The sequence below is a fragment of the Pseudomonas lutea genome (assembly GCF_000759445.1).
Classification (GTDB): domain Bacteria; phylum Pseudomonadota; class Gammaproteobacteria; order Pseudomonadales; family Pseudomonadaceae; genus Aquipseudomonas; species Aquipseudomonas lutea.
In genome coordinates, this window is sequence record NZ_JRMB01000001.1 from 939,009 (window position 1) to 955,954 (window position 16,946).

Sequence of the window (16,946 nt, forward strand, 5' to 3'; positions counted from 1 at the left end):
AGCCACCCGCTAAGGAGCACTACCATGTCCGTCAGCCCAATCGACAGCACCACCAGCACGCCCGCCACGGCCGAAGTGAAATTCAACGCGGCGGTGGACAAATCCAAGAGCGAGATGAGCGACGACGAGCTCACCGAAGCCCTGATCACTCAAGCGGTGACCATTGGCGGGCAGTTCATCATCATGCCCAAGGCGCAGGAAATGCTGAACGAAGCCCAGTCCTCCGAAGATGACGAAGAATAGGTCCCGACCATGACTGCCAGTCTTGCAGCACCTGCGGCGGCGGCCATGCCGCCGTCGGGCGGGGCCCTGGATGCTCAGGCCTCTCAGAACCTGTTCGAGCACATGGCCGGCAGCGCCAAGGGCATGCCTCAGGGCGCCAGTCCCCACCAGATCGGTGAAGGGCTGATGGAACGCCTGAACGGTTTTATCGACCGCTCGCGCAGTTTTTCCGAACGCGCCGAAGGTCTGCAAAACGGCAGCGGGTCAGGTGCCGCTTCGCCGTCGCCTACGACGCAGTCCGTGGCCGCCGGGGACAAACCTGGCGCCGCGCAGAACGTTGCCAGCAACGGTGAGGCGCCGAAAAAAGTCGGCGAGCAACAGGTCGATCAAATCGTCCATTCGCTGGGGCGGATGTTCGACTATTCCATCGAAACGCAGATGGTGGTGCGCGGTGCCACGCAGATTTCCGGTTCCGCCAACACGCTGCTCAAAGGTCAATAACCCATGCCCAACCGCTGTCGCGCCGTGCGTTTGATGATTGTCGTGGCCATGGCCAGTCTGCTGCAGGCTTGCGACATCAACCTGTACACCAACCTGAGCGAGCGCGAAGCCAATGCAATGGTCGCGGTGCTGTTGCGCGACGGCATCCCGGCTTCGCGCAAGGTACAGGACAACGGCCAGCTGACCGTGGTGGTCGACGAGAAACGCTTCGGCGAAGCCATGTCGGCCCTCGAAGATGCCGGGCTGCCCGGCCAGTCCTTTTCCAATATGGGGCAGGTGTTCAAGAGCAACGGTCTGGTCTCCTCGCCGGTTCAGGAGCGCGCCCAGATGGTCTACGCGCTGGGTGAGGAGCTGTCACACAGCGTCTCGGAAATCGACGGCATCGTCTCGGCCCGGGTGCACGTGGTCCTCCCGGACAACGACCTGCTCAAGCGGGTGATTTCGCCGTCATCGGCCTCGGTGCTGGTGCGCTATGACCCGGCCACTGACATCAACCCGCTGATTCCGCAAATCAAAACCCTGGTGGCCAACGGTATTTCCGGGCTGAGTTACGACGGCGTGTCGGTGACGGCAATCAAGGCCGTGGCGCCGGGGGGGCGTGCCGTCGTCAGCAACCCGCCACGTCTGGCGAGTTTTATGGGCGTCTGGCTGCTTGAAGATGACCTGCCGCGAGCGCGCTGGATGTTCGGCCTCTTGCTGGTGTGCACACTGGGGCTGGGTGGTGCGTTCGCTTGGCAGCATTGGCAGCGGCGCCGAGCGAATGCCGTGTACGTGCTGGAGGACGCCACATGAGCGATGCCTTCAGTGCGCAGCGTCAGGCCTGGCAGGGCATGATCGAACAACCGCTGGCTTTCGTCGCCGATCGCTGCGTGCGCGAATGCCTGCCTGTGGAGCTGGACGATGAGCACTACCGGGCGCTGCGCAATGCGCCGCGGTTCAACGCGCGTCTGCTGCAACGCCTGAGCGGTCATTTCAACCTGCACACTGCCGCTCTGCAGACGCCGCCCCAGGATGAAGACCTGCCGGTTTTGCTGTTATCGGCCGAGCAGTTCCAGCGCTTGCCGCGCCTGTGTGGCGCCATCTGGCATTCGGCAACCTTGAGCCGCGAGATCCGCAGCCACGTCGTCAATCAACTGCGCGGGGCGCTGGGCAACGAGGTGTTTGCCCAGGCGCTGGCTCACCGCTCGCTGGCCGGTGCGGCAGATTTGCTGCGCCAGCCTGCCGACCTGGTCCAGGCCATTGACCGCGACGGTGCCGCCTGCGTGCTCGCGTGGCTGCAACAGCAACCGGCGGGACTGGCTGCCTGGCTGAGGCTGCGTCTGGACGTGCCCTTGGGCGAAGAGGCCGCGGCAACGGCAACGTTCGACCCGCACATCGTTCGTCGGGCCGCCGCTACTTTTAACAACGTTTTTTCCACTGCCGCCGGGGAGCCTGCCTGATGAGCGCATTACCGAACCGGCCCGCACTGCGCATCCTTCGCGCTGAGCAAGCCGACCTGTGGATCGACGGCTACGCCTTCATTGAGGCCGCCGAGGCGCATGCCGTGAGCATTCGCCAAGACAGCGAACAATGGTTGCAAGCCGCTCGCGAGGCCGGCTTTGAAAGCGCGCGCCTGCAGGGCGCCGAAGAGGTCAGCCTGTTACTGACCCGGACCGCGCAACAGGTCGATGCCTGGCTGAGCGGTCTGGAAGCCTCGCTGGCCGATCTGGCGTTGGGCATTGCGCGCGAGGTGCTCGACGACATGGACGATGCCGAGCGCATCCTGCGTTGCACCCGCAAAGCCCTTGGCGCGTTTCGTCAGGATCAGGCGTTAACGCTGTGGGTTGCTCCGGCGGATGCCCGGGCCGTGCGCGAGCGCCTGCACGCCGGCATCGATCAGCTGCCGGCAATCGTCGTTGAATCCGACGAGCAATTGCCGCCGGGCCAGGCGCGCCTGTCCAGCCCGGTCGGTTCGGTGGAGCTTGGGCTGGACGCGCAGCTCACCAACCTGCGCCGCAGCCTGTTGCCGTTTACTGATGAGGCACATGCGTGAACGTAGACCTGCAGGCGATTGTCCCGCGTTTGAGCGCGCGCCTTCACGAAGCACGGGTGCGCCCCATGAAAGGCACCGTGCGCAGCATTCGCGGTGTGCTGTTGCGCGCCAGCGTTGCCGGGGTGCGCATCGGCGAGCTGTGCCAGCTGCGCGATCCCGCTACGGGCCGGAGCCTGGCAGCGGAAGTCATCGGCTTCGAGCAGGATGAAGCGATTCTGTCGCCGATTGGTTCAATGGAAGGCCTGTCGACCCGCACCGAGATCATCGCCACCGGCGAAACCCTCGGCGTCAGCGTCGGCGACGGCCAATTGGGCCGGGTCGTCAGCCCCATGGGCGACTACCTTGATGGCGACGGCATCGCGCCACCGGGTTTGATGCAGCGCTATCCGCTGCATGCCGAACCGCCAGCGCCGTTCTCGCGCCAGTTGATCGTCAAGCCGATGGCGCTGGGAGTGCGTTCCATCGACGGCCTGCTGACCCTGGCCCAGGGGCAGCGCATGGGGATTTTCGGCGAGCCGGGGGTGGGCAAATCGTCGCTGCTGGCGAGCATCGTGCGGCACACCGATGCCGACGTGATCATCATCGGCCTGATCGGTGAGCGCGGCCGCGAAGTGCGTGAACTGCTGGACGTGCAACTCGATGCGGCGGCGCGCGCGCGAACCGTTGCCGTGGTTGCCACCTCGGACCGGCCTGCCGCCGAGCGAGTGCGGGCGGCGTTCGTCGCCACCTCATTGGCCGAATACCACCGCGATCAGGGGCGCAACGTGTTGCTGTTGATGGACAGCCTGACCCGCTTTGCCCGTGCGCAACGCGAACTGGGCCTGGCGGTGGGCGAGCCGCCGACCCGGCGCGGTTATCCGCCATCGTTTTTCTCGGCCTTGCCACGCCTGCTGGAGCGCGCCGGCCCTGCGTCCGTGGGCAGCATCACCGCGCTGTACACCGTACTGACCGAGGGTGATGCGGCGATGGACCCGGTGGCCGAAGAAGCGCGGTCAATTCTCGACGGACACATCGTGCTGAGTGCGGAACTGGCCCAGCGCAATTACTTTCCGGCGGTCGACGTACTGCGCAGCCGCAGCCGCTTGATGGATCAGGTCTGCGGCGACGAACAACGTCAACTGGCCCTGCGCATTCGCGAGCTGATGGCACGCCGCAATGAAATCGAGATGCTGGTGCGCGTCGGCGAATACGCACCCGGCAGCGACCCGCTGGCCGATGAAGCCATTGCCCGGCATGACGCCATCGAAGCGTTCATGCGTCAGGGCGCCAACGAGCCGAGCAGTGCCGAGCAAACGCTCAACCATATGCGCAAGGTGCTGGCATGAAGCACCTGGAGTCCCGATGAAGACCACCGATTTACGCAACCTGCAGGCACTGCGCCAACTGCGTGAGCAGCGCGCCTCCAACGCCCTGGCCGCACAACAACAGCGCTGCCGCGACACCGGCCAGGCCCTGGATGATGCCCGCGAAAAACTGCGCCTGCACCGTGAAGGCCTGGCAGCCAAAGCTGAAGCGCTATTGGGCAGCTTCAGCGAAGGGTTGAGCATCAATGCCTGGCAGGCCGCTCAGGCGCAGCTGGAAGAATTGACGGACAGTCAGAGACAGCTTGAAGGGTCTGTGGAGCAGACCGAGCAGACGCTCCACACCCAGGAACGCGAGCGCGAGCTGTTCCGCACGGCGCGCCTGGCTCGTCAGCGTCAGGCCGAGGCCTGCGATGCGTTGCTGCTGGGGCGGGTGCAAAGCGAGCAACGCGCGGGAGAGCACCGCGACGATGACGAATCCGTGCCTGCCACCCGCCCAAGGGGCAGTGCATGACCTGTCAACACCGCGAACCTCTGGCGCCGCCGAACGTCGCGTTACCGCTGCAGGGGCTGGAACAACACGACCCGCAGTGGCTCGCCCTGCATAACCGGCTGCACCGCCGTCGCCAGCCGTGGCAAAGCGTTTTCGCCGGCCAGCCGGTCCAGGTCACATGGAGCACCGCGCAACCCTTGCCGCTGCCCATGCACGATGTGCGCTTTAGCCTGGGCGACGCCTCGCTGGTGGTGCGGATGCCGGCGCAATGGCTCGAAAGCCTCGACGGTGTGTCTGCCTCTGTAAAAAGCGAGGCCACCCCGATGCTGCTGGAGCTTGCGCTGCTCGACCTGATCGAGCCGGTCGAACGTTTGAGCGGCCAGACCCTTGAGGTCGTCGAGCTTGCCCACGAAGGCGAACCTGACCTGATTGCCCATCCGCTGCACGTCACCTTGCTCGTGCAGCTGGGCGAGGACGCAGCGCTGCCAGTGCCGCTGCACCTGAGCGTCGAGGCGGCCCACCTGATGGCCGATTTACTGGAACAACACGCCAGTGCCGACAGGCATCCCGTCAGTGCGCTGCGCTTGCGGCTGGCGGTCGAACACGGCGAGGCGCTGCTGAGCCTTGGCGAACTGCGCAGCCTGCGCGCCGGGGACGTGCTGATGCTCGACGGCTACCCCGGTGATAGCCCCGAAGACGGCCCCGACCATCAGGTTCGCCTGGTACTCCCCGGCAGGCTGCACGCCCGCGCCACATCAAGCGGCGAGGGCATCCGCCTGCTGGAACCATTGATTGCCACTCACTTTGCCAAGGACATCGACATGACTGAATCCGCCATCGGGCCGGACCTGGACAGCACGCTGGATGAGCTGCCAATGAAACTGGTGTGTCAGGTCGGCAGTGTCGAACTGTCCCTGGCCCAGTTGCGCGAACTGGGTGAAGGCAGCCTGTTGCCGCTGTCTGCGCCCACTCGCGACGGGGTGGACTTGATGGTCAACGGCCGTCGCATCGGTCAAGGGCAGTTGGTGAAGATCGGCGACGGCCTGGGCGTGCGTCTGCTGAGTTTTACCGCGCCATGAATGGCTATCAGCCCAATCTGGTCGAGATCATTCTGGTCGTTGCCACCATCGGGCTCATTCCGCTGGCGGTGGTGACGCTGACCGGCTTCATGAAGATCTCGGTGGTGCTGTTTCTGATCCGCAACGCGCTGGGCGTGCAACAGACGCCGCCGAATCTGGTGCTGTATGGCATTGCATTGATTCTGTCGGTGTACGTGACCACGCCATTGATCGGCGACATGTACCGCCAGGTCGAAGGGCGCGACCTGAAGATGGAAAACGTCGAGCAGGTCAGGGAATTTGGCGATGCGCTCAGACCACCGTTGCAGGCGCACCTGTCGCGCTTCGCCAACGAAAGCGAACGCGGCTTCTTTGTGCAAGCCACTGAAACCATCTGGTCGCCGGAAGCGCGGGCCGACCTGCGCGACGACGACCTGGTGGTGCTGGTGCCGGCCTTCGTCAGCTCCGAGCTGACCCGCGCCTTCGAGATCGGCTTTCTGTTGTACATCCCGTTTCTGGTGGTGGATTTGCTGGTCGCCAACGTGTTGATGGCGATGGGCATGTCGATGGTCTCGCCGACCCTGATCTCGATACCGCTGAAAATCTTTCTTTTCGTCGCGCTAAGCGGCTGGTCACGCCTGATGCATGGCCTGATCCTCAGTTACGGGTGAGCGCATGGGCCAGGATGTTTTTCTTTCGTTGATGAACAAGGCGCTGATGACCGTGTTGCTGCTGTCGGCGCCGGCGTTGGGGGTGGCCATCGTGGTCGGCCTCAGCGTGGGGTTGCTCCAGGCCCTGACGCAGATCCAGGACCAGACCCTGCCGCAGGTGGTCAAGCTGGTGGCGGTGTTGCTGGTGATCGTATTCGTCGGGCCGTTGCTGGCCAGCCAGGTGGCCGAACTGGGCAGCGAAGTGCTGGACAACTTTCCGTTGTGGACGCGCTGACCGGCCATGGATGCGAATGTTGCCAACGCCTTTCTGGAAGTCGCGTACCCGGTCATCAGCTCCGCTGCGCTGGCCGCCAGCCGGGCAATGGGCGTGGTGGTGATCACGCCGGCGTTCAACCGCCTGGGGCTCACCGGCATGATTCGCGGCTGCGTCGCCGTGGCCATTGCCGTGCCGATGTTCATGCCGGTGTTTGGCGCATTTACCGCGCTGCCCGAGCACGGCAGCTTTTTGCTGGCCGGCCTGATGCTCAAGGAGCTGCTCATCGGCATCCTGATCGGTCTGTTGTTCGGAATACCGTTCTGGGCGGCGGAGGTGGCCGGTGAACTGGTGGACCTGCAGCGCGGCTCGACCATGGCGCAACTGGTCGACCCGCTGTCGTCCGGCGAGTCCAGCGTCATGGCCACGCTGCTGACGGTCATGCTGATTGCGCTGTTTTTCATGTCCGGCGGTTTCATCATGATGGTCGACGGTTACTACCACAGCTACCAGTTGTGGCCGGTCACCGCGTTCACGCCGCTGTTCGCCAGCTCGGCGCTGATGGCCGTGCTGTCGATTCTGGATCAGGTGACCCGCGTCGGCGTGATCATGGTGTCGCCGCTGATCATCTGCCTGCTGGCGACCGATCTGATGCTGGCGTACCTGTCACGCATGGCCCCCAGCCTGCACATTTTCGACATGTCGCTGCCGGTGAAAAACCTGTTCTTCACCGTGCTAATGGTGATCTACATCACCTTCCTGATCCCGGTGATGCTCGACCAGCTGGCCGAGTTTCGCGGCACGGTGGAATTCCTCAAAACCCTGGCGACGTCGTTATGAGCCTTCCTCGGCGTGGCCTGACGGGCCGGAGCGCGCATGGGCGATAGCAGCGAAGAAAAATCCCAGCCGGCCACGGACAAAAAACTGCGCGACGCGCGGCAAAAAGGGCAGGTCGCCAAGAGCCAGGACCTGGTCTCGGGCATGGTCATCCTGTGCTGCACGTTATGCATCGCCATTCTGTTGCCGCGGGCACAGGCGCAGGTCACGGCGCTGCTCGACCGGGTGGCGCTGATCTACATCGAACCCTTCCACACGGTATGGCCCCAGGTGCTGGACACTGCTGAACAACTGTTGCTGACCCTGACCTTGCCGGTGGTAGCGGTAACGGTCGGCGTGGTGATCCTGACCAATATCATCACGATGCGCGGCGTAGTGTTTTCGGTGGAACCGATCAAGCCGGATTTCAAGCGCATCAACCCGGCAGAGGGCTTCAAGCGCATTTTCTCCATGCGAAGTTTCGTCGAGTTTCTCAAGGGGCTGGTCAAGCTGATGCTGTTGGCCGCAGCGTTTTACGTGGTCGGACGCCATGCATTGCAGGCGCTGATGGAATCTTCACGCTGCGGCGCCGACTGTATCGAGTCCACGTTTTACCTGGTTCTTAAACCGTTGATGTTCACCGTGCTGGCGGCATTTTTGCTGGTCGGCGGTGTGGACGTCCTCATGCAGCGCTGGCTGTTTGGCCGCGACATGAAGATGACCCGCAGCGAGCAGAAGCGCGAGCGCAAGGACGTCGATGGTGACCCGCTGATCAAAAGCGAGCGTCAGCGCCAGCGCCGTGAGATGCAGGCACTGGCGACCAAGCTGGGGCTGGGCCGCGCCTCGCTGATGATCGGCACCGCCGAAGGTTGGGTGGTGGGCATCCGTTACGTGCGCGGCGAGACCCCGGTGCCCGTGGTGGTGTGCCGCGCCGATCCGCAGGAAGCGCCGGCGATGCTGGCCCAGGCGGCCGCGCTGGGTATTGCCCACGGCATGGACGCCAGGCTGGCCGCCGAGATCGCCAAACGCGCCGTGCCCGGCGATCCAGTGCCGGACACGACGTTTCAGGCGGTGGCGGACTTGCTGGTCGCCGCCCGACTGATCTGAGCCGGGCCGCCGCAATCAATGGCCGCTCTGGCACAGAAGCCCCGGCTGACCCTGGTTCAGCGCGTCCAGGCGGCGCACGTCATCAAGGAGCGGTTCGATCCAGAAATGCGCGCCCTGGCGCCGGGCTTCCTCCAGCGCAAGGTTGAGCAGACGGCTGATCGCGACAGGCGGCGATTGACCCTGATCGAGCAGCAACCGCGCCTTGGTGCGCAGCAGTTGCGGCAGGAACCAGCGCTCTTCGCGTGCCTCTGCGGTCTGCACGGTTTGCTTGACCAGCTCGATGGCACGGTCCACCAGACCGAGCTGCGCCAGCCCCAGCGCATACTCGCAGCGAATCAGGCTGAACAACGGCGTGCCGCCCTGATCCTGCAGCTGCTCCATGACATTGCCCAATGCCGGCAGGCTGGCCTCGGCGGCGCCTTGGCGGATCGACAGGATATGCTCGAAGCAGCGGGCGAATTGGCGCCACAAATACAAATCATGGCCAGCCATGCTGTCGACCAGCAACGCCAGGTACTGCTGCGCTTTGTCCTGCTGACCGAGCAGCAACGTGGCGGGGATCGCGCCCAGACAGAGCGTGTGCCAGAGCGTGGCCGGGTGATTCAGCCTGACCGCCTGGTTGACGTTATCCTCAAGCGTGGCCAGCGCGCCGACCTGATCGCCCTGCAGGAGCTGGATCTGCGCCTTGAGCGAGCGCGCGGCGATGCGCTGGTCGAAATGCAGGTCGATCAAATGCGCGTCAGCGGACAGCGGCGCGCTGAGCGATTCCAGCACCGACTGTTTCGCCGCCTGCAGCCGGCCCATGTGGAACTGCGCCGTGGCACGCATTCGCAAACCGAGCAACTGACGTTCCCCGCGCTGGCCGCTTTGGCTCAGGCTCAGATAACGGTCCGCCAGCGCCAGTGCAGGCTCGTACTGATTGGCGCAGCAGTGATCGGTCCACAGGCCCCAGAGCGCCCGCAGTCGGTGTTCGGTGTCGTGCAGCGCCGCCGCGTCGTCGGCCACCTGCTGCCAGGCCTGGCGCAGCGCCTTGCCGCCGCCAAAGGTCAACACCATCAGGCTTGCAGACGCCGTCAACAGCAGCATGCGCGAGTGCGCCGGGACGGGCAGCTGTTCGCCGGCAGGCTCCAGCCCTCGATTGACCCAGCCGTAGCATTCAGCCGTCAGCGAAAGGCGCAGCCACAGCGGCAGGCTCACCAGCGTCAGCTCGATGGCCAGGGCGCGGTGGCCCCGCGCCGAGTACGCCCATTGCAGGGCGGTGCGCACGCCGTCGACATCCGCCGCGTAGCGCGCCAGCCATTGCGCCGCCGGTGTTGTGGTCAGCGCCTGCACCGAGCCCTTGAGTTCGGCGAGCATCCACAGGGCGTGGCGCAGCGCGGTGTGATCGGTCTCGGCGTGTTCCCCGAGTTTTTGCGCGGCATACAGGCGCGTGGTCTCAAGCAAACGGTAGCGGGTCATGGAGCCTTGCTCCCGGGCGACCACCAGCGACTTGTCCATCAGGCTTTCCATCAGCGCGGCCGGGTCTGCGCCAGCAAGCTCGGTCACCGCCTGGACGGCGCGCAGGGAGAACAGGCCGTTGAACACCGAGAGTTGCCGCAACAGCGACTGCTCTGCCGGTGACAGCATGGCGTGCGTCCAGTCCAGTGCGGCCGCCAGCGAGCGGTGCCGGGGCAGGGCGGTACGACGCCCGGTCATTTGCAGACGGAAGCTGCCGTCGAGTATCTCCGCCAGCGGCTGCATGCCGAACGCCCGCACCCTGGCTGCAGCGATCTCGATGGCCAGAGCATTGCCGTCCAGCTTGCTGCAGATGGCCGCCGCCGCAGCAGCGTCGTGCTCGACGAAGACATAGGACGGGTCATGGCTTTTGATCTGCTCGACCAGTAAGGCGACGGCGGGGTAGTTCAAGGCATCTTCTGCGTTCACCTGCACGGAGGTCGGCGGGAAGGGCAACGGCTCGACTTCATGCACAGACTCGCCCGCGGCGCGCAGCGGTTCGCGGCTGGTGGCCAGCACTGCGCAGTGGCGGGCATGGCCCAACAGCGCTTCCACCGCCACGGCCGCCTCTTCAAGCACGTGTTCGCAGTTGTCCAGCACCAGCAGCGCCTTGCTGTTGGCCAGACTGCGGGTGATGACGGTCAGCGGATCACTGGTGTTGCAGTCGATCTTCAAGGCGGCAGCTATCACCACGTGCACCAGCCCGCCACGCATCACCGGGGCCAGGTCGATGAAGTACACGCCCTGCGGGTAATGCGCTTGCAAGCGGTGGATCAAGGCCTGCGCAACGGTGGTCTTTCCGGTGCCGGCAGGGCCGGTGAGGGTCACGAAACGGCACGCTTCGAGCTGGCGGGTCAGCGTTTCCAGCAGCGCCTCCCTGCCAAACACGGCTCGGTCAGCGCTGCGTGCAGCTGCAATCGCGCCAGCCGGGACCTCGCTCAGCGATAGCGTGCTGCCCGGTTGCTCGCTGGCGACTGGCTGCGCAGCCGCTAAGGATGGTGTGGGTGAGGCGGGAGCGGTGATGGCGCAGGTGATCGGCGCGACGAAACGATAGCCCCGACCAGGCACGGTGACGATACAGGTCAGGCCGGTGTCGGTTTCCAGGGTTCGGCGCAAGGTCAGCACCTGCGCGCGCAGATTGCACTCTTCGACCACCACCCGGGGCCAGACCAGACCCAGCAGTTCGGCTTTTTCCAGCAGTTCGCCAGGCCGCGTGGCCATGGCCGTCAACAGCAGCATCGCCCGGCTGCCCAGCGCCACCGGTTGGCCATGCTTGAGCAGCAGATGGTGCTGCGGCACCAGAACAAACGGACCAAACACGACAGCGCCCTCCGGGACGGAGGCTTCCATAACGCTGTCGCCGACTGATTTATCAAAATTCATCCTGTCGAAACTCATCACATACCTGGGGGAAAGGGGCTTGAATCCCGACACGGCGTGTCCGTAGCGTGCCGTGATCGAAGGGTTATGTAACAGTTTCGTACAGGTTAGTGACTGTTTTGGTGCAGGGGGAGTACCGCAGGGCAGCGTTTTTTTGACGGTAACCGTCGGAGAGGGGCGGCCATTGACCGATAAACGATTCACAACCCCGCGCGACTCATGGACTATAGGCGCCATTTGACGGCCTCCCCATGAGGCCAGCAGCTCGTAGCGCCTGGAGCCCCTGAATGACCATCGAAATTGAGGCGCTGATCGCACGCAAGATCGGCTTTGCCTCTCACCAGAACGCCGTGCCACTCATCCGTGAGCTGAGCGTCTGGAACACACACGACACCGACATCGAACACCTCACGCTGACCCTGAGCACCGACCCTGATTTTGTCGAAAGCCGGACCTGGCAGATCGACCGGCTGAACGCCGGTGACCGCCTTGGCATCCGCGAACGTGACATCAAACTCAACGCCGCCTATTTGTCCGGGCTGACCGAGAGCCTGAATGCCGACGTGATCATGCGCGTCTCTCAGGGCAACACCGTGCTCGTCGAGCAACGCTTCCCCACCGAGCTGCTGGCGCGCACCGAATGGGGCGGGCTGAGCGCCATGCCGGAACTGCTGGCAGCGTTTTGCATGCCCAACGATCCGGCGGTGGACCGGGTGCTCAAGATGGCGTCACAGGTGTTGCGCCGCGCCGGCAAGAAAGACGGCATTGACGGCTATGAGAGCAAGTCCCGCACGCGCACCTGGGAGCTGGCTTCGGCGATCTGGTCCGCGGTGTGCAGCTTGCGCCTGAGCTATGCCTTGCACCCTGCCAGCTTCGAACAACAGGGCCAGAAGATCAGACCGCCCAGCGTGGTGCTGGAGCATGGCGTAGCCACCTGTCTGGACACCGCGTTGCTGTTCGCGGCGGCGCTGGAGCAGGCCGGCCTCAACGCGCTGTTGGTGATGACCAAGGGCCACGCCTTTGTCGGCGTGTGGCTGCAGCCTCAGGAGTTTTCGCAACTGCTGACGGACGAAGCCTCGGCAGTGCGCAAGCGTCTGGACCTGAAAGAGATGGTGGTGTTCGAAACCACGCTGGCGACCCAGGCACCGGCGCCGGGCTTTTCTCAGGCCATCGTCGCGGCGGAACGCCAGTTGGACGACAAGCAATTCATCATGGCCATCGACGTGCACCGGGCGCGGATGCAGAAGATTCGTCCGCTGGCGTTGCTGTCAGCTGTCACCGTCACAGACGACCCTGCATCGGACACACCGCCGGCTGCCGAAGCACTGGAAGAGGCGCCAGCGCTCCCGGGCTTTGATGTCGAACTCAACGAGGGCAACGAAGGTCCTGCGGGCAAGCTCACCTTGTGGCAGCGCAAATTGCTTGACCTGACCACCCGCAACCGCCTGCTGCACCTGCCCGACAGTGCCAAGGGTGTGCGTCTGTTGTGCCCCGACCCGGCAGCGCTGGAGGACTTGCTGTCCAGCGGCGGGCGTATTCGCGTGCTGCCAGTGCCAGACCTTAAAACCAGCGGTCGCGATGAAGCGCTGTACGAGCAGCAGAACAACGAAAGCCTCGTGGACGAAGTCGCGCGTCAGGCCCTTGCCCGGGGTGAAGTGCTCGCCAGCCTGGAGAAGGTCAAGCTGGAAGCCACATTGATCGACCTGTTCCGCAAGGCGCGCAGTGATCTGGAGGAGGGCGGGGCCAATACGCTGTTCCTGGCCATCGGCTTTCTGAAATGGAAGAAAACCGCCGATGACCCCAAAACCTACTCGGCGCCTTTGATCCTCTTGCCCGTCAAACTGGAGCGCAAAAGCGCGTTGTCGGGGGTGACCCTCGGGCTGCTCGACGAAGAACCGCGTTTCAACCTGACGCTGCTGGAATTGCTGCGCCATGACTTCGAGCTGGCGATCCCCGGGCTGGAGGGCGATCTGCCTGGCGACGACAGCGGGATCGATGTTGCCGGCATCTGGAACACCGTGCGCCGGGCGGTGCGCGATGTGCCCGGCTTTGAAGTCAGCACCGAACTGGTACTGGGGACCTTCTCGTTCGCCAAATACCTGATGTGGAAAGACCTCAACGCCAATGCGGCGCTGCTCCTGCAAAGCCCGCTGGTCAGGCACTTGCTGGAGCCCGGCGAGGCGGACGAGGGCTTCTCCGGGCTGGGCGACTTCCCCAGGCCCGAGCAGCTGGATGCCACGGTAACGCCCGCGCAACTGTTTGCACCGTTGCCGGCCGACTCGTCGCAACTGGCCGCCGTGGTGGCCTCGGCAACTACCCGCAGCTTCGTGATGGACGGACCGCCCGGCACCGGCAAGTCGCAGACCATTGCCAACATGATCGCCCACAACCTGGCGCTGGGACGGCGGGTGCTGTTCGTTGCCGAAAAGCGCGCGGCCCTCGACGTGGTGTATCGCCGCCTGGCGGAGAAAGGGCTGGGCGAGTTCTGTCTGGAACTGCATTCCAGCAAGGCCTCGAAGGTCGAAGTGCTCAAACAGCTGGAACGCGCCTGGGACGTCAGCGACGCCCTGACAACCGACGAATGGGAACACGAAGCCGCTCGCTTGCAAACCCTGCGCTCTCGCCTCAACCAATGGGTCGAGGTGCTGCACCGCCGCTCGGACAATGGCCTCACGCTGCACCAGTCAATAGGCCGCGTGATTCGCGACCATGGCCCGCAGACGCCTCGACTGACCTGGCCAGCCAGCACGCAACACAACGCTGCCGAGTACAGCCAGCTACTCGATCTCGCCCGGCGCCTCGGGCTCAATGGCGCCGCCGCGCGGGAGCTGTCGGGCATGTTCGGTGTGCTGGCGCAGACCCAGTGGTCGAACGCCTGGCAGGCGCAGATCGCCGACGTCGCGCGCCAATTGCCGCCTGCGCTGGATGCGCTGAACACCGCGAGTGAAAAGTTGCTGGGTCTGACCCACTTGCCGTTGCCGGTGGCTGACGCGCCACAGGTCCGGCAGCTCGGGGAGGTGGTGGCGCTGATCGTGGAGTCTTATGGGCACAACCTTTCGTTCGCGTTCGCCCCGGACGCGCTCAAGCGAATCGAGTCGGCCCGTCGGGCGTGTCAGTTGATCGAAAGCTATCGAGAACTGGAGGAAAGTCTGTCACTGGACTACGCCGATGAAGCCTGCCGCCGTGTGCCCGTCGAACAACTGCGCAGCGAGTGGCGGGAGGCCGAAGGCAAATTCTGGTTCCTGGGCACGTTGGCCAAAAAGAAGGTGGCGAAGACTCTGGCATCGTTGGGCGGTGCGGCGGGTCTGCCCGATGCACTCGCCGACCTCAGCATTTTCGAGCGACTGCAGACGCAACTGCTGGAACTGGATACGTTGGCCGGCGACCTGCAATCGATCCCGGGCTGGCAAGGCCTGGGCAGCGACAGCGCCCGTGTGCTGCGCGCGGTGATGTTGGCCGAACATCTGCGTACACAGCTCAGTGCGCTGGCTACCTCACCTGAAGAGCTGATCGCGTTGCGCAGTGCCGTGGCACGGCTGGTCATCGAGGCCAATGAGATGCTCGCACCCGCCGGGCACATCGGTGCCGCGCTGACCGACTTGCAGCAAGCGTTATCGCGCTATGACGTCGCCGCGAGGTCTTTCGCCGAGTTGGGCAATCTGGACAGTCGGGCCAACGCCACGCAACCGAGCGCGGCGACATTGCGCGCGACGTCAGTTGCCATTCAGCAGCACGAAGCGCAGCTAAAAGCCTGGTGCGACTGGTGCCGGGTGCGCGAACAGGCTGCAGAGGCCGGCCTTGGCCACCTGGCACAGGCTGTGGAAACAGGGCAGCTGATGCCAGCCGCGACCGAGGACACGTTCGTCACCGCGTACGCGCATTGGTTTGCGACCCAGGGCATCGACAGCGAACCGCTGCTGCGCAACTTCGTCGCGGCCGAGCACATGAGCGACATCGGCACGTTTGTGCGCCTGGACGACGAGTTGGCCAAACTGACCGTACGCTACATCCGCGCCAGACTCTGCGGGCTCATCCCGTCCAAGAACGACATTCCCAAAAGCAGCGGCTTCGCCATTCTCAAGCACGAATTGCAGAAGTCCCGGCGGCACAAGCCGGTGCGGCAGCTGGCGATTGAGATGGGCGATGCGCTGAACCGTCTGGCGCCGTGCATGCTCATGAGCCCGCTATCGATTGCGCAGTTTTTGCCGGCCGATCAGCCGCCGTTCGATCTGGTCATCTTCGATGAGGCCTCGCAGATCGCCCCATGGGACGCCATCGGCTCCATCGCGCGCGGCAAGCAAGTGGTCATCGCCGGCGATCCACGCCAGATGCCCCCCACCAACTTTTTCAACCGCGGGGCCAACGCAGGTGACGACGACACCGCCGAAGACATGGAAAGCATCCTCGATGAATGCCTGGGCGCCGGCGTGCCGAGTCACAGCCTGAGCTGGCACTACCGCAGCCGCCATGAAAGCTTGATTGCGTTCTCCAATCACCGCTACTACGACAGCAACCTCATCACGTTCCCTGCCGCGGAAACCCGCGCCAGCGCCGTCGAGTGGCGCAAGGTCGAAGGCGTGTACGCCAAAGGCAAAGGCCGCTACAACCAGGCCGAAGCAGAGGCCATCGTCGCTGAAACCGTTAATCGCCTGACCGATCCTGCGTTTGTGGCGGCCGGTTACTCCATTGGCATCATTACGCTCAACTCCGATCAGCAGAAACTGATCAACGACCTGCTCGACACCGCGCGCAAGCAATACCCGCAGATCGAGCCGTTCTTTCAGGACACCCAGACCGAACCGGTGGTGGTGAAAAACCTTGAGACGGTGCAGGGCGATGAGCGCGACCTGATCATGCTCGGGATCGGCTACGGGCCTACCGAGCCCGGCGCGCCGGTGATGTCGATGAACTTCGGGCCGCTGAACAAGGACGGGGGATGGCGCAGGCTCAACGTCGCCATCACCCGCTCGCGGCGGGAGATGCTGGTGTTCACCTCGTTCGAGCCGTCGATGATCGACCTCAACCGCACCAACGCCCGCGCCGTACGCGACCTCAAGCACTTCATCGAATTCGCTCAGCGCGGCCCGCGTGCGCTGGCCGAAGCGGTACAGGGCTCGGTAGGCGGTTACGATTCGCCGTTTGAAGAAGCCGTCGCCCAGGGGCTGCGCCGTCTTGGCTGGCAGGTTGTGCCGCAGATCGGCGTGTCGCGCTTCCGCATCGATCTGGGCATCGTCCATCCTGACCGACCGGGCGATTACCTGGCAGGCGTGGAGTGCGACGGCGCCACATATCACAGCGCTGCGACGGCACGCGACCGCGACAAAGTGCGCGGCGCCATTCTCAAGGGGCTGGGGTGGAACCTGGTCAGGCTGTGGTCAACCGAATGGTGGGTGGACAAGGAGGGCGCGCTGCAGAAGCTGCACGCTGCGCTGAACGAGTTGCTGGAAGCGTCGCGAAAGGACGTCGCTGCGATGCCGGCAACGGATGAACCGCACGTTGAGCCCCTGCTGGTGAATGTCGCGACCGAATCCGGCGCTGAGGACGTGGTGTAAACGGCCTGACGGACAGGCTATTAAACTTTGGGACTTCTCGCCGATAGCTACAGAACCAGGCCTCTG

14 protein-coding genes are annotated in these 16,946 nt (G+C 64.4%); 13 read left to right on the forward strand and 1 reads right to left on the reverse strand.

The genetic code is table 11. The features are described 5' to 3' along the window. Nucleotides 1-24 precede the first annotated feature (24 nt). Genes LT42_RS03900 through LT42_RS03955 form a run of 12 tightly spaced genes read left to right on the forward strand, consistent with a single transcriptional unit; the run spans nt 25 to nt 8,454 of the window. On the forward strand, nt 25-243 hold the full coding sequence (locus tag LT42_RS03900) for a hypothetical protein (protein WP_037010105.1): 219 nt from the start codon (nt 25-27) through the stop codon (nt 241-243). A gap of 9 nt (nt 244-252) precedes the next feature. Further along, nucleotides 253-723, forward strand: a complete 471-nt coding sequence (locus LT42_RS03905) for a hypothetical protein (RefSeq protein WP_037010107.1) — start codon at nt 253-255, stop codon at nt 721-723. A 3-nt stretch (nt 724-726) separates the two neighbouring features. Then, nucleotides 727-1,515, forward strand: coding sequence for a type III secretion system inner membrane ring lipoprotein SctJ (gene sctJ / locus LT42_RS03910; protein ID WP_037010108.1), 789 nt, complete (start codon nt 727-729; stop codon nt 1,513-1,515). Beyond that, complete coding sequence (locus LT42_RS03915) at nt 1,512-2,162, forward strand: hypothetical protein (protein WP_052075050.1); 651 nt, start codon at nt 1,512-1,514, stop codon at nt 2,160-2,162. Before sctJ ends, LT42_RS03915 begins: the two co-directional genes overlap by 4 nt. Next, nucleotides 2,162-2,755: a FliH/SctL family protein gene (locus LT42_RS03920; RefSeq protein ID WP_037010110.1), complete on the forward strand. Its 594-nt coding sequence runs from the start codon at nt 2,162-2,164 to the stop codon at nt 2,753-2,755. The genes LT42_RS03915 and LT42_RS03920 overlap by 1 nt, the downstream gene beginning before the upstream one ends. Beyond that, complete coding sequence (locus tag LT42_RS03925; protein WP_037010112.1) at nt 2,752-4,080, forward strand: FliI/YscN family ATPase; 1,329 nt, start codon at nt 2,752-2,754, stop codon at nt 4,078-4,080. The genes LT42_RS03920 and LT42_RS03925 overlap by 4 nt, the downstream gene beginning before the upstream one ends. Before the next feature lie 16 nt (nt 4,081-4,096). After that, nucleotides 4,097-4,570 carry a hypothetical protein gene (locus LT42_RS03930; protein ID WP_037010114.1) on the forward strand — a complete coding sequence of 158 codons (474 nt, stop codon included), beginning with the start codon at nt 4,097-4,099 and terminating at the stop codon, nt 4,568-4,570. After that, complete coding sequence (sctQ, locus tag LT42_RS03935) at nt 4,567-5,628, forward strand: type III secretion system cytoplasmic ring protein SctQ (RefSeq protein WP_052075052.1); 1,062 nt, start codon at nt 4,567-4,569, stop codon at nt 5,626-5,628. Before LT42_RS03930 ends, sctQ begins: the two co-directional genes overlap by 4 nt. Then, nucleotides 5,625-6,278, forward strand: coding sequence for a type III secretion system export apparatus subunit SctR (gene sctR / locus LT42_RS03940; RefSeq protein WP_037010116.1), 654 nt, complete (start codon nt 5,625-5,627; stop codon nt 6,276-6,278). The genes sctQ and sctR overlap by 4 nt, the downstream gene beginning before the upstream one ends. Before the next feature lie 4 nt (nt 6,279-6,282). Next, nucleotides 6,283-6,552, forward strand: coding sequence for an EscS/YscS/HrcS family type III secretion system export apparatus protein (locus LT42_RS03945; RefSeq protein WP_037010118.1), 270 nt, complete (start codon nt 6,283-6,285; stop codon nt 6,550-6,552). A 6-nt stretch (nt 6,553-6,558) separates the two neighbouring features. Continuing rightward, nucleotides 6,559-7,371 (forward strand): type III secretion system export apparatus subunit SctT, encoded by an 813-nt coding sequence (sctT, locus tag LT42_RS03950; protein WP_037010121.1) that lies wholly within the window; start codon nt 6,559-6,561, stop codon nt 7,369-7,371. 36 nt (nt 7,372-7,407) lie between these two features. Next, nucleotides 7,408-8,454 (forward strand): EscU/YscU/HrcU family type III secretion system export apparatus switch protein, encoded by a 1,047-nt coding sequence (locus LT42_RS03955; protein WP_037010123.1) that lies wholly within the window; start codon nt 7,408-7,410, stop codon nt 8,452-8,454. Between the two features lie 15 nt (nt 8,455-8,469). On the opposite strand, the gene LT42_RS03960 is transcribed toward LT42_RS03955, so the two are convergent. Beyond that, the gene (locus tag LT42_RS03960) at nt 8,470-11,331 is read right to left on the reverse strand and encodes an ATP-binding protein (protein WP_052075056.1); all 2,862 of its coding nucleotides are present in this window, start codon (nt 11,329-11,331) and stop codon (nt 8,470-8,472) included. 284 nt (nt 11,332-11,615) lie between these two features. On the opposite strand from LT42_RS03960, the gene LT42_RS03965 reads away from it, so the two are divergent. After that, nucleotides 11,616-16,880 (forward strand): DUF4011 domain-containing protein, encoded by a 5,265-nt coding sequence (locus LT42_RS03965; protein ID WP_037010125.1) that lies wholly within the window; start codon nt 11,616-11,618, stop codon nt 16,878-16,880. Nucleotides 16,881-16,946 lie beyond the last annotated feature (66 nt).

Excerpts from the sequence above, each read along its gene's own strand:
- LT42_RS03900 (WP_037010105.1), top strand. The coding sequence starts at position 25 with ATGTCCGTCAGCCCAATCGACAGCACCACCAGCACGCCCGCCACGGCC.
- LT42_RS03905 (WP_037010107.1), top strand. The coding sequence starts at position 253 with ATGACTGCCAGTCTTGCAGCACCTGCGGCGGCGGCCATGCCGCCGTCG.
- sctJ (WP_037010108.1), top strand. The coding sequence starts at position 727 with ATGCCCAACCGCTGTCGCGCCGTGCGTTTGATGATTGTCGTGGCCATG.
- LT42_RS03915 (WP_052075050.1), top strand. The coding sequence starts at position 1,512 with ATGAGCGATGCCTTCAGTGCGCAGCGTCAGGCCTGGCAGGGCATGATC.
- LT42_RS03920 (WP_037010110.1), top strand. The coding sequence starts at position 2,162 with ATGAGCGCATTACCGAACCGGCCCGCACTGCGCATCCTTCGCGCTGAG.
- LT42_RS03930 (WP_037010114.1), top strand. The coding sequence starts at position 4,097 with ATGAAGACCACCGATTTACGCAACCTGCAGGCACTGCGCCAACTGCGT.
- sctQ (WP_052075052.1), top strand. The coding sequence starts at position 4,567 with ATGACCTGTCAACACCGCGAACCTCTGGCGCCGCCGAACGTCGCGTTA.
- sctR (WP_037010116.1), top strand. The coding sequence starts at position 5,625 with ATGAATGGCTATCAGCCCAATCTGGTCGAGATCATTCTGGTCGTTGCC.
- LT42_RS03945 (WP_037010118.1), top strand. The coding sequence starts at position 6,283 with ATGGGCCAGGATGTTTTTCTTTCGTTGATGAACAAGGCGCTGATGACC.
- sctT (WP_037010121.1), top strand. The coding sequence starts at position 6,559 with ATGGATGCGAATGTTGCCAACGCCTTTCTGGAAGTCGCGTACCCGGTC.
- LT42_RS03955 (WP_037010123.1), top strand. The coding sequence starts at position 7,408 with ATGGGCGATAGCAGCGAAGAAAAATCCCAGCCGGCCACGGACAAAAAA.
- LT42_RS03960 (WP_052075056.1), bottom strand. The coding sequence starts at position 11,331 with ATGAATTTTGATAAATCAGTCGGCGACAGCGTTATGGAAGCCTCCGTC.
- LT42_RS03965 (WP_037010125.1), top strand. The coding sequence starts at position 11,616 with ATGACCATCGAAATTGAGGCGCTGATCGCACGCAAGATCGGCTTTGCC.